Source organism: Exobacillus caeni (genome assembly GCF_005747095.1).
GTDB classification, from domain to species: Bacteria; Bacillota; Bacilli; order Bacillales; family Guptibacillaceae; genus Exobacillus; species Exobacillus caeni.
In genome coordinates this window covers 178,824-191,528 of record NZ_SWLG01000008.1, presented here as the reverse complement: position 1 = coordinate 191,528, position 12,705 = coordinate 178,824, and the positions used below count along the sequence as shown (strand labels likewise).

General features: G+C 36.3%; 14 protein-coding genes. 8 read left to right on the top strand and 6 right to left on the bottom strand.

The window, feature by feature from the left end:
* Positions 1–8 precede the first annotated feature (8 nt).
* The 3 genes from desA (at position 9) to FCL54_RS13215 (ending at position 3,033) form a co-directional block, all read left to right on the top strand.
* Positions 9–1,061, top strand: a complete 1,053-nt coding sequence (gene desA / locus FCL54_RS13225; protein WP_138127103.1) for a Delta(5) desaturase DesA — start codon at positions 9–11, stop codon at positions 1,059–1,061.
* A gap of 233 nt (positions 1,062–1,294) precedes the next feature.
* On the top strand, positions 1,295–2,431 hold the full coding sequence (locus tag FCL54_RS13220) for a sensor histidine kinase (RefSeq protein ID WP_138127102.1): 1,137 nt from the start codon (positions 1,295–1,297) through the stop codon (positions 2,429–2,431).
* Positions 2,428–3,033, top strand: coding sequence for a response regulator transcription factor (locus tag FCL54_RS13215; protein WP_138127101.1), 606 nt, complete (start codon positions 2,428–2,430; stop codon positions 3,031–3,033). Before FCL54_RS13220 ends, FCL54_RS13215 begins: the two co-directional genes overlap by 4 nt.
* A 339-nt stretch (positions 3,034–3,372) precedes the next feature.
* On the opposite strand, the gene FCL54_RS13210 is transcribed toward FCL54_RS13215, so the two are convergent.
* Complete coding sequence (locus tag FCL54_RS13210; RefSeq protein WP_138127100.1) at positions 3,373–3,804, bottom strand: CBS domain-containing protein; 432 nt, start codon at positions 3,802–3,804, stop codon at positions 3,373–3,375.
* Between the two features lie 311 nt (positions 3,805–4,115).
* Between FCL54_RS13210 and FCL54_RS13205 the strand changes: the two genes are divergently transcribed.
* Entirely contained in the window at positions 4,116–4,256 is a 141-nt protein-coding gene (locus FCL54_RS13205; RefSeq protein ID WP_138127099.1) for a lmo0937 family membrane protein, read from the top strand.
* Positions 4,257–4,707: 451 nt separating this feature from the next.
* Positions 4,708–5,004 carry a hypothetical protein gene (locus tag FCL54_RS13200; protein WP_138127098.1) on the top strand — a complete coding sequence of 99 codons (297 nt, stop codon included), beginning with the start codon at positions 4,708–4,710 and terminating at the stop codon, positions 5,002–5,004.
* A 215-nt stretch (positions 5,005–5,219) separates the two neighbouring features.
* Here FCL54_RS13200 and FCL54_RS13195 read toward each other — a convergent pair whose 3' ends face one another.
* The 3 genes from FCL54_RS13195 to FCL54_RS13185 are packed head-to-tail and all read right to left on the bottom strand — an operon-like array spanning position 5,220 to position 7,837.
* Positions 5,220–6,266 carry a YheC/YheD family endospore coat-associated protein gene (locus FCL54_RS13195; RefSeq protein WP_138127097.1) on the bottom strand — a complete coding sequence of 349 codons (1,047 nt, stop codon included), beginning with the start codon at positions 6,264–6,266 and terminating at the stop codon, positions 5,220–5,222.
* A 21-nt stretch (positions 6,267–6,287) separates the two neighbouring features.
* A complete protein-coding gene (locus FCL54_RS13190; RefSeq protein ID WP_138127096.1) occupies positions 6,288–6,983 on the bottom strand; it encodes a glycosyltransferase in 696 nt (231 codons plus the stop codon).
* 44 nt (positions 6,984–7,027) lie between these two features.
* Positions 7,028–7,837, bottom strand: a complete 810-nt coding sequence (locus tag FCL54_RS13185) for a glycosyltransferase family 2 protein (RefSeq protein ID WP_171016834.1) — start codon at positions 7,835–7,837, stop codon at positions 7,028–7,030.
* Between the two features lie 179 nt (positions 7,838–8,016).
* On the opposite strand from FCL54_RS13185, the gene FCL54_RS13180 reads away from it, so the two are divergent.
* From FCL54_RS13180 to FCL54_RS13170, 3 genes are read left to right on the top strand one after another with little or no spacing between them, the layout of a single operon-like run.
* On the top strand, positions 8,017–8,988 hold the full coding sequence (locus tag FCL54_RS13180) for a CgeB family protein (protein ID WP_138127094.1): 972 nt from the start codon (positions 8,017–8,019) through the stop codon (positions 8,986–8,988).
* Between the two features lie 15 nt (positions 8,989–9,003).
* Positions 9,004–9,864, top strand: a complete 861-nt coding sequence (locus FCL54_RS13175; protein ID WP_138127093.1) for a sulfotransferase family protein — start codon at positions 9,004–9,006, stop codon at positions 9,862–9,864.
* A 2-nt stretch (positions 9,865–9,866) separates the two neighbouring features.
* Positions 9,867–10,868: a CgeB family protein gene (locus FCL54_RS13170; protein ID WP_138127092.1), complete on the top strand. Its 1,002-nt coding sequence runs from the start codon at positions 9,867–9,869 to the stop codon at positions 10,866–10,868.
* 214 nt (positions 10,869–11,082) lie between these two features.
* Here FCL54_RS13170 and FCL54_RS13165 read toward each other — a convergent pair whose 3' ends face one another.
* On the bottom strand, positions 11,083–11,883 hold the full coding sequence (locus FCL54_RS13165; RefSeq protein ID WP_138127091.1) for a DUF169 domain-containing protein: 801 nt from the start codon (positions 11,881–11,883) through the stop codon (positions 11,083–11,085).
* 210 nt (positions 11,884–12,093) lie between these two features.
* Positions 12,094–12,444: a hypothetical protein gene (locus tag FCL54_RS13160; RefSeq protein ID WP_138127090.1), complete on the bottom strand. Its 351-nt coding sequence runs from the start codon at positions 12,442–12,444 to the stop codon at positions 12,094–12,096.
* Between the last annotated feature and the right edge of the window lie 261 nt (positions 12,445–12,705).

Here is a 12,705-nt window from a genome sequence, read left to right as displayed (position 1 = left end):
GACTAAAATTGAGCAGAAAAAAAACAGCAGAACTAAGAAAAAATGTAGCAGCATTTGAAAAGTCCAATCATACGACAAGCGTAAAACAATTGATAAATACGATTCCACCGTTTTTCTTGTTATGGTTTCTTTCATACAAGAGCTTATCTGTTTCGTTCTGGCTCACACTCGCACTTGCTGTAGTTGCGGCGGGTTTTGTTGTAAGGGCATTTATTATTTTCCACGATTGCACCCACCAATCGTTTTTTAAAAGCAAGAAAGCGAACAGAATTCTCGGAACGATTACTGGGATTATTACCCATTTTCCTTTTGATAAATGGAAACGCGAACATTCGATTCATCATGCGACAAGCGGCAATTTGGATAAGCGTGGAACTGGTGATATCTGGGTAATGACAGTTGATGAGTACGTAAAGGCTTCATTCTGGAAGAAAATATCATATCGACTATATCGCAACCCGTTTATTATGTTTGGATTGGGGCCGTTTTATTTGTTCCTAATAACCAATCGGGTGAACAGAAAAGGCGCGAGGCGAAAAGAACGAATGAACACGTATTTAACGAACGTTTCGATCGTATTGATCTATGCACTGTTAATATGGGCGATCGGATGGAAGGCTTTCTTGATCGTGCAGCTTCCGATTCTGTTTGTTTCAGGAGTACTGGGCATCTGGCTGTTTTATGTCCAGCATCAATTTGAAGATTCTTACTTTGAAAATGAAGATGAGTGGGATTATGTAAAGGCTGCGGTAGATGGGAGTTCTTATTATAAGCTTCCAAAAGTAATCGAATGGATAACAGGTAGTATCGGTTACCATCATGTGCATCATTTAAGTCCAAGAGTGCCGAACTATCATCTAGAAAAGGCCCATGAATCTACACCGCCCTTACAAAAAGCAACAACGATTACGTTCCTTTCCAGTTTACAGTCTATACGTTTTCGTCTGTATGACGAGAAAAACAAAACGTTTGTGAGCTTTAAAGAAGTTTCGAATTTATTAAGGAAAGAAGATGCGAGCGTACGGCTGAATAGTAGAAGGCCAGGCCTTCAAGAAGAATAAAGCAAATGACCTTCCATTCATACTGGAGGGTTTTCTTGCACTTTCAGAAGTTTTAATATAAAACAGATGGGAGTCGACATCTAAAGTAAAAGGGCAAATGACATCTTTGTCTTCACCTTAAGCCTGGCGATCGGTGAATTTTCTTTATGAAAAAATAAGTATATAATTTGAGTAACACTGTCCGTATGCTTATAAATGAATTACCTGCTTATCAAGGGAAAAAGGGGACTTCTATGCAAAAATGGTATCATATTATCCCGAAAAACACGGGGCTTAACATATACGTTTGGATAATCTTTTGTGTATTGCCTTTCTATTTTATCGTAAGGTCGTTTTCAATTTTAGAAATTGTTTTCGGCATTTTGATGATTTTATTGTTCTTTACCGCATACCGGCTGTCTTTTTTATCTCAGGGTTGGCCTGTTTATGTCTGGGTAAGTGTTGAAATGGTGATTAATATGGTCATGACGCTTGCCCTGGGGTATGTTTATTTTGCGTTGTTCATCGCTTTCTTTATCGGTAACATCCAGATGAAAGTTAGATTTTTTGTCTTGTACATCGTCCAACTCGTTACAACAGTTGGGGTGACTACGATATTGTTTATCACCCATTATGAGTTGTTCCTGTCTCAGTTTCCTTTCATCATCATAACGATCGTCAGCGTGATTTTGTTGCCTTTAACGATGTATAATCGGATTAAGCGTGAAAAGTTAGAAAATCAATTAGAGGATGCGAACAAAAGGATTTCCCGTTTGATGATTATTGAAGAACGTCAGAGGATCGCCCGGGACCTGCATGATACACTCGGTCAAAAGCTTTCCCTTATTGGAATGAAAAGTGACCTGGCAGGAAAGCTTGTTGAGAAAAATCCTGCTTCAGCTAAGAGTGAAATCAATGATATTCACCAGACTGCAAGAACGGCTTTGAAAGAGGTTCGGGAGATGGTTTCTGACATGCGGGCAACAAAGCTAAAAGATGAAATCATACATGTTCGGCAGATGTTAAAAGTGGCTGGAGTTGATTTCCGTTTAAAGGGAGATCCGGAACTTGTGAACACTCCTCTATTGGCCGAAAATGTACTGAGCATGTGTTTAAAAGAAGCTGTCACCAATGTTGTAAAACATAGCAAGGCATCAGTTTGCAATGTGATTATCAAGCAAACACCTGATGAATCAATAATTAAAGTGAATGATAATGGAATTGGCATTTCAGATAACCTCAATCCTTCATCCGGACACGGCATACAGGGGATGAGGGAACGGCTTGAATTTGTGAACGGCAGCCTTGAGATATCATCATCGAAAGGAACGACCCTTAAGATTCGGGTGCCAAATGTGGTTCAACAAACGAAACAGGAGGAATTGGTGTGATACGGATTGTCATAGCCGAGGATCAAAGGATGCTTCTTGGTGCACTGGGATCGCTTCTGGATCTGGAAGATGATATGGAAGTGGTCGGGAAAGCGAGAAATGGAGAAGAAGTAATTCATTTAGTGAGGGAGCACAACCCGGATATTTGTATTATGGACATAGAAATGCCGGTGAAGAGCGGTCTTGACGCTGCTGAGGAACTGAAGGGGCACTCCTGCAAAGTTATTATATTAACTACATTTGCACGTGCTGGATATTTTGAACGTGCCCGAAATGCCGAAGTCAGCGGATATCTATTAAAAGATAGCCCGAGCGAGGAACTGGCAAATTCAATTCGCGTTATCATGGACGGCCGCAGGGTCTATGCTCCGGAACTGATCGATATGGCGTATGGGACAGAAAACGAAAACCCGCTGACTGAGCGTGAAGAGCAGGTGATCAAGCTTATAGCCGATGGGAAAAATACGAAGGAAATAGCCGATGAACTATACCTTACTACCGGTACAGTGAGAAATTATGTTTCTGTTATCCTTGATAAGCTTAACGTCAGCAACAGAATCGAAGCTATTTCACGATTTAAGGAAAAGGGCTGGTTTAAATAACGTTTTTATACAGTAGGAGGCAAGCTTGGAAAGCTGCCTCTTTTTAAATGTTTTACTTCGCTTTCTTATCGGAAAATGGAGCAAAAAACCTTACTCCTTTCATTTTATATAAATTCATCTGGAAGGACGGTTCTTTTTCCAATATTTAAAAAAACAGAAACTGTTGCTGTTCCGATGACTTTCATCCCTACAACATTAAAACATAAAAGGATTGAAAAAGAGTCCATTGTTCAGGGTAACTTAATCTTTTGTGATTAGAAGTGAAAATAAACCAGGCTGTCTTATAAACAGACAGCCTGGAATAAATAACTCTTTCAAAATGAATTTTAATAAACTATCTTATTTTTCTGGTTTAGCGGGTCTTGAAATCTGGTCGAGTGCATCTCCGGATTCTCTATTTTCATTAAGCTTTACGGCAAGATCACCGATCGATACAATACCTGCCAGCTGATTGTTCTGGTCTACTACAGGAAGGCGGCGAATTTGCTTTTCTGACATAAGATTGAAGGCTTCATTTATATCCGTATCAGGGTGTACACATTCCGGATCTTTTGTCATAACATCCCTTGCCTTAAAGTCTCCAGTTTCTTTTTCTGCCAGTCCGTTTATTACAATATCACGGTCTGTAACAAGTCCTACCAGCTGGTTTCCTTCCTCTAAGGGCATGACACCAACATCTAGTTCTTTCATTTTTTTAGCTACTTCTATAACAGAACTAGAGGGTGAACATGTTTCTACACTTCTAGTCATGACTTCTTCAATTACTGCCATAATGTATCACTCCTTATTGATTTTATTTATGATTTACCCTGACAAAGGAAAGATATAACAGATTTTGATTATATCGGTAAGAACGGACTATTAACACTACCTTAATTGCGATTGATACGATTAGAGATCGTTCAGTTTATATTTTTGAAGGATAAGACCAGGGAGCGGCATATAGAATCAATAAAGTATACTCGGAAGATCATTTCAGGTTATTTCTTTTTATCAAAGAGGAAAAATCGTAAAGAAAGTTTTATAAAAGCCAGTTTTGTGGAATATATATACTATGACAAAATAAGGAAAGGATATCAAATATGCTCTGGACAATAATAGGAATCTTACTTGCGATCTGGCTAATCGGATTGGTACTTAACGTTGTTGGCGGCCTTATTCATATTTTGCTCGTGATAGCCGCTGCGATACTCGTTTATAAATTGGTTAAAGGGCGAATGTGACTTGTAAAAAATGTTATAAGAAAGATTCTGCAGTGGAAAACAGTTAATAACATTGGAAATGATGTGCTATTTGATTGGCACATCATTTTTTTGTGGTTTATGTGCTTTTTATTTACTAAGATTATTATGCATAATCAAGAAAAACATTTACTACCTTTATAGTCGCCGCATGTCACTGGGTAAATTGCCAAAAAAAAAACGAATATGAAAATTACTCCTTTTTTCAAGGCAATATTCCGGTGCAGGGAAATTTTATGTTAATTGGTTTTCTTATCAAAAAAACTCAAATGACCATCAAATTGTTATGCTCTTGTCCATACAGTCACTACTTGCCATGCATATATTGATATTGAGATGGGAATCTCAGGGAACGGTGGATAGGGAGTTATATTTAATGATTCCCCCTGATTAATGCCACTCTAAACTCAGAATAATTAAAGGAGGTGTCATTATGGGTGTTGGTCCAAATACTTGTGCAGCATGTGTTCAAAATTTCTCTCGTTGTGTAGACGCTGCAATGCAGTTACCGTCAGTAGATGCTCAATTGGATGCTCTAATACAATGTAGTACTGACCTAATTGCATGTGTATTAGAGTTGTGTCCTAACGTTGAACCTGAATGTCAAGCTTGTGTTATAGATTTCGTGAACTGTATGGGAGCTGCGTTACAAGAAACAGGTGAAGCAAATCAATTAGCTGCATTATTAGATTGTAGTCAAAATTTAATTTTTTGTGTATTACCGCAGTAACAAATAAAAGAAAACCATACGACAATTTCAATAAATGTAAAAAAGGCTGCAGACATTTAATTTGTCTGTTGCTTTTTAACTTTGCTTTCACCTTCCATTAAGAATTCTCTAAATAAATCTTATATTAAATTAATTAAGGCTGTGGTTTTGTCCACAGCCTTAATTAATTTATCTCTGTAAAGTTATTTTTTAGTTTGTAGATACTTTAATATCAATTAATTTGAAGCAAGGTATTGGGCATATTCCAGGGGTCTGGTCATGGATACATCTTTTACTCCTGGCAATGGGAAGGGGAGAGAGTTTACTTCATAGACCCATAAATTTTTTTGCTCATCAAGCCCCATATCGATTCCGATATCACCAATATGATGGCCTGAATTGTCTAGAGCTTTACATATTTTATATCCAAGCTCCTTAGCTGCTGGTTCTATCCATTCCAGATCCTTGCCTAAGTTCTTATATGTTGTATTAAAATATTGTAGTGGAAATGCGGTCAATAATCCCGGGATAATATGACTGTCATTAGATGCAACACGTAATAATGAAAGGGCTTCCTCCCATTTGCCATCTTTATTTTTTGTAAGGTTGATCCGAATATCAGTTGGTTTGTTTCTCCATTTAAAAGGTTGGATGCTTTGCTGCATTAAATACTTTTCATTAAAAAATTTGTTTGAAAACCACTTCCAAAAGTTAATGAAGTTTGGAAAGCGATCGTGCTTCATTATGGTTTTTTTTATTCGATAAAAAGCTTCAATTCCTTTTTGATCATCTAACTTTATTCTAACAATTCCTTTACTTGTACTTCCATTGATAGGTTTAAGAAATACTTCTTTATGGCGAAAGAGAAATTTCTTTAAATCCCTTTTATTAAGTAACTTTTTCGTTTCGGGTAAATGTTTTTTTACCTCTTTGTCACTAGCAAGTAATTCCCAGCCTTCCCATTTGTCAAATACAAAACTATTAAATACCCTGTGACCGGTTATTTGTTTCATCTTATTTATGGTATGGAGCGGGAGGGGGGCCTGAATGTAAATAACATCTGGAAACGGAAATCTTCCTTGTATCCATTCCTGGTCCTCCTTGTTCCAAGCTTCACCTTTCACTCGTAAGTTTTTAAAATCTGCATCATTGATCATAAAAGTAATAAGCTGTGCATTTTCATCGAAGGAAACAATTCTTCTTTTAGCTAACTTTACCATCATTGGCTTTTCATTCGAAACACATATTCCGATAAGAGGTTTTGTAATGTTTATTTTTTTCATTAACGCCACTTCCTGCAAGATTTAATAGATATCGTCTTTTGTGGTAATGTCCTTATAATCATTGGTATAAGCAACAATTTTTCCTTTTCTTCTCATAAACAAATCATTATCGATTTTCCATGTATGTTCTCTGCTGTTTCGTCTGATCATCACATAGTTATTCTTAGAACCAGCGTATATTTTAAACCCTTTATTAAGGCAATCTTTTAAAAAATCGACATCTGATCCAACCCTTCTTTTACCGAATTTTACAGTTTCATAGACGGCTTTCTTGAAAATGATCGTTCCACCTGCAATCCATTTTGTGAATGTATGTTCCTTTCCGGGCCGTTTAATAATAAGCTTCTTTTCATTGTTCATATAAGCGTAAAAGGTTGTTTTGCCGATTATATCAGTATCTACTTCGTTAAATATTGGCAGCATCGTTTTTAAATAGTACGGACTATAATAGTCATCATCATCAAATTTTGCAATATAATCATAGTTGGCCTTTTCAACTCCAAAATTTAGGCAATCTCCTAAGGTATAATGCTGTGGTAGTTGATAAATTTGGATATTTTCCTTTCCTGATGCCTTCTCCTTCCACTCAGTGATGTCCATATCATTTCTGTTCAGTATAATAATTAATTCTTTGTCTTCCCATAGTTGGCACTCGAAATTTTGGAACACATTATCGATAAACTCCTGTCTAACAGTACTTGTAATAACAGATACCATACAAATCTCTCCTTAAGTTGACACAATAATGCTCCAGGATAGTATCATTCATTCTTTTTATCCATTGGTTTAATATCATAGGAGCCATCATCTTTCTCAATTAATTGATAGCCCTCTTTTCTTAATCTTTTTTGAAATCCCTTAATTTTTACCTTTTTGCTATTGTAATTTTGCACATAGTAATCTGGATTCTCCTGGAAGGATTTTATATTGTGTCCCCAATTCGTAGCAACATACCGGTCATTCCATGCTACTCTCCAGCCAAGTTTTTTTATTTGAATGGAGAAATGTCTGTCTTTAGGCAACAGGAATCCTCGTCTATGTGTGCGCCATCTAAGTCCGTTTTGAATGATTTCTTTCCTTACTACACACGTTGTTCCGACAGTTCTAGCCATGTATACAGTTTTATTTTCCCTGCATACTTTCCTTGCCCTTTTTGGAGTCCAGACCTCGCCTTTGCCTTTCTCTGGATATGGAGAAAATGGTGAAAGTTGACCTAGCTCTGGAAAAGATGCAAATTTACTTATTAGATCCAGGTCCCAACCAGGTAAATACTCAACATCATTTTCGGAGAAGTGAACAAACTTAAACAAGTCTACATCTTCTTCATCCAGTACAATATTAAAGGCATTTCCACCTACATTCTTTCTAAGGAATTTTACTTTGAATTTATACTGGTCCTGAAGACTTTTGATGCATTCGATTGTTGTAGGATCCGATGCATTGTCTACCACTACTAAACGATGTGGAACGGAGACAGTTTCCAGGTAGGATCGAATAGTTTTTTCTAAAAGTTCAGAGCGATTCCAACTTAGTATGATAGACAGTAATTCCAGATTTTTTGTACCAGCCAAATGGATCCTCTCCCTAAGTTTTTACATAATAATTTTGTTATTTACTCTTTATCAACATATTCTTGATTTTGTTTCTATGTTTGTACAACGGCCTATACAATAAGAGATATTTACTCATAAACATAAATAGTGATGGAAGTGAAAGTGAAGATAATTGTAGATGTGTTAGGAGGTATCGCGTGAGATTATTATATGTTTCTAGCGGACAAAAGACTTTGTCTGATTTAAACCCAAGTATTGTTTCGGCTTTCAAAAAATTAAGTAAGGATCTAACTAGTTTTTCATTTGCTTATCATTATACGGAACAAGAAAAGGATTCAGAGCTAATTCGTAAAATGAAAGAATTCAAACCTGATTATGTTGTGAACTTTGGACATACTACACATGATATTGTGGACCTGCTAACTCCTTTTAACGTTCCAGTGGGACTTTGGGTGGTAAACGATCCATATAGTATGAGCAACTATGAAAAATTAGTTGGAAAATTTGACTTTATGATTACACAGGATTCGGGCATGGTAGAATTTTATAAACAAATAAAGAAAAAACCCTGTATTCATTTACCGTTAGCTACTAATCCCAGTAACTATTATCCGATGGATCTGGAAAAAAAATATGATGTATGTTTTATAGGGAATGCCTGGCCAGGAAGAATTCCTTTTCTAGATAAGTTGATTCCTCACTTATCAAAGAGAAATTTCATACTTATTGGTAAGGGTTGGCATAAACTTAAAAATTACCATTTGATACAACACAATATTTTAGAGAAAACGATTGAACCTGATGAAGTTTCCAGGATCTATAATCAAACGAAAATTACTTTGAATATCCATCGAGATCGAAATGACGTTAACAAAAACCCTTACAATCTACCTGCATATACACCTAATAATCGTACATTTGATATCGCTGCTGCTAAAGCATTTCAAGTTACAACCCATCGAAAAGATCTTGAGAAATATTATAATCTGGACAAGGAAATTGTTAGTTACCATGACCATGATGATTTACTTCAAAAGATTGATTTATATCTTCAAAAAAATGAAAGAAGAGAGAATATCGCAAATCTTGCCTACTTGAGAACATTGCGAGAACATACGTATTACGCCAGACTTCAAGAACTAATCGATAAAATTAAAATAGAGCTTTAGGACGGGGTGGGTGTCTTGAAAAAAAAACCAAAAGCTATATGCATATTAGGCATGCATAGGAGCGGTACTTCGACTGTTTCTAGATGTTTAAATCTACTCGGTGTTGATTTAGGGAATAAAAAAAACCTTACAGGTTCCGGTAAAGCAAATCCAAAAGGATTTTGGGAATTTACCCAAATTACGAGAACACAGCAAAAAATTCTAAAAATCCTTTTTACATCGTGGGATCGAACAGAACCATTGGAAGAAAATTGGATGAAGAACTTTAGAGTAAAGAACCAGGTGAAGAAATTAAAAGAAGTTGTGAGAGCTAATTTCGGTAACAGTAAGCTCTGGGGCTGGAAGGATCCTCGAACATGCCTTCTACTCCCTATATGGGAAAGAACCACTAGAGAGTTAAATATGGATACTTCCTATGTTATCGTAGTTAGAAATCCATTGGATGTTGCTGCATCATTAGCAAAAAGGAATGGGTTTCTTCTTGAAAAATCTTTAAGAATTTGGGCTCTATACACATTATCAGCTTTCTTATATACCGAAAATAAGGAAAGAACCATGATAACCTATGAGAGTCTACTAGAAAATTGGGAGGTACCTTTGAAAAATGTAAGTACCGATCTATCAATTCCATGGCGTGGTGATATAAGTGATTCAATCAAAGAATTTCTTAGTCCCTCATTACAACATAATAAATCAAGTATTGAAGATTTAAAGCAAAAGACCACAGAATTCCCGCATATCTTTAAACTCTATCAACTTATCATTCGAGCAGAAAAAGATAAAGAATTCTTTAATTCAGCGGAGTTTTCAAACAACTTACATGAGCTGTATTTTCAACTATATGGCAAGTACTTTAATAATGATGGAGTGAAATAATAATGCGCTTGCTTTATATAACCTCAGGAATTGATTCATTATCTTATCTTGATCCCAACATTGTCAGTAGTTTTAAAGCACTTGAAAAACAGGATCCAAACTTCCGGGTCGAAATATTTAAAAGTGACAAGATGCATCCTACGATGCTAATAAGAAAAGTATCGTTTTTCAAGCCAGATATAATTATTACGTTAAGAGCGGCCAAATTGAAGAAGGAAATTGTTGAAAGGCTAAAAAAATTCGGTATACCCATTGGTATCTGGCTAGTTGATGATCCTTATAATATAACCAATCATATCAGGAAGGCAGCGCCTTATGACTTTGTTATTACTCAAGAATCAAGCTGTGTGTCCGCATACAACCAGGCCAACATAAAAGCTATTTATCTCCCTCTTGCAGTTAACCCGAATTTTTACCATCCAATTAAAGATGTCCCTGCGAAATATAAACACGATATTTGTTTTGTCGGCACTGGCTTAAAGAATCGGATAAAGCTATTTGATGAACTAACGCCTTTTCTTCAAAATCTTGATTTTATAATCATAGGCCCCAAATGGGATAGCCTTACGAATTACAATCTTTTAAAAGCAGGGATAATTAAAAAATCAATTTCTCCGACAGAGGTGGCGAAGTACTACAATGGGGCTAAAATAGTGTTGAACATTCACCGAGACCTAAATGATATTAATCGCAACCCGGAGCTGATTCCTGCAAATACACCAAACAATCGAACGTTTGATATAGCTGCCTGCCAGGCTTTTCAACTTGCTGACTACCGAGCAGATATAGTAAACCTTTACAATATTGATAAAGAATTGATTACCTTCAGTTCGGTATCTGATTTGAAAAATAAAATTGACTACTATTTGAAAAATGATAAATTAAGAAATGAAATTGCACTTAATGGCTACCGAAGAACAAAGGCTAATCATACCTATACAATCCGCATGAAAGAACTCGTACAACTTCTGAAATCCCAAATTATTAAACAAAAAAAGATATGAGGTCAATATTGGAAGAGTAAGACGGTATAACATTTCTGGGCTTTTAACTAAATAGCAAAACGAGGATAAGTATTGAAATTTGGTGGAGTCAGAGAAAGAACTCGGTCCGATTTTTTTCTGAAGAATGTTATTGGACATTCATGTATTTCCTGTAAAAAAGTTCAATCGAAAAAGCCTCCCTCTATTGATTTAGAGGTGAGGCTTTTATTGTTTGCTATGCCTTATTCCCTTTAAACATATCATTCAATCTTTCGTAAGTTTCTGGATATTGCGCTTCATAATTTAAGAAAGTAGGTACCGGATAACGTACACCGCCTTTATGGGTCCCTATCAGCCCTTCCATAAATTCGCCTGTCATAGAGTAGGGGATCGTAAACGCCATTTCATGGTCATGTGTTTGTCCGAAAACCCGGTCTCCATAGCACGGGAGAACAACTTGAGGTTTGTCAGTTTTCATTGTTTTAATAACGATATCCGCACAATCTGCTCGAGCAGTAAAGGTCGAAGAAATTTCGCCACCAGTAGTATAGAGGGCAGCTGCCACCATTCGCATTACCTGAGCAGAATTTCCATAAACTGCGATCACTTCTGGCTCAAAAGCTGCACGAGTAAGGGGAGCAATCAATACGGTTCCAGATTCTTCTTTAGAAAACTTTGGTACCGCTGCTTCTGTTAGTGCACCAAGATCACATGTTTTCGTATACATTCCGTCAGTCAAGCTTCCTTCTTTATAATATTCGAGTTCATCTTCAAACCCGAATGCAATTTTAGCGATAGGGCAGGAGAGGTCCTCTTTTCCCATCGCCAGTGCCCAACCGTATCGCCTTGCCATCGTAACACCCTGGCAAATACTGAATCGTTTTCCCATTTCTTTGTGAGGCTGTTTAACACGGTCAGGGAGTTCTTCCCCTTTTTTCAATACACGTATGGCCAGTGGAAACGTATCAGGACGAACGAACTTTTGAAGCGCTTCATCCAATTTAACAAGCGTTTCAGTATTCACTGTTTGTTGCATATGATCCCATCCTTTTACAAAGTTAATTACTAAATCTTTCGGCTAATCTAATAAAGATTCCTGCTAAAAGAAAAAAACAACCGTTTAGTAAGGTTTTGAGCAAGGAAGGTTTTTAGTTGGTTTATTCCGCCGTGCCTTTATCAATACAGTAAAGTGAACGAAAGAGGTGCCGATTCTACTTCGACACCTCTTTGGCAAAGCTATTCATACTTATTGTAATGCAAATTGATTAACCGTTAATTTTTCCAGTGGTTCATTCAGAAGATCGTCATATAAAAACCAATCTTCTCCACGTTTTTGCAAAAACACTTCTCTTTCGTAATACTCAGAAGCTGCTTTGATTAAAGATTCATCTTCAAAGTAAGGGCAATGATCAAACCAAATGAGGCTTGGGAAGATCTCATGATTATGCTGAGATTCAATTTCTAAAATCGTTTCTTTTGCTATCTTGTTCGCTTCAGATTCGTTGCTGGCAGTGATGTAATTAAAGATCGAATAAGACTTGTTTTCATAAAACGAGTAGATTGAACTTTCAATAACGAATGTTTTCTTGTCTTCCATTTAAATCATTCCTCCTTCTTTGTGATAATTGTACTATTCACTTATTAGGATAACCTAAAACAACTTATAAAGACAATTTCGAATTATGATGTGTAAAATCCTTTTTTATATATGCGTAAAAAAAATTAATATGAATTAGTTTCAATAAGAAATTGGAAGGATTTTAAGAAAAGCCTAAAAGGAATACTTTATTTTATGAAAGGATAAGTCTTTATGTGAGAAAAAAGTATTTACTGGAATACACCATAAAAAAATCCATAT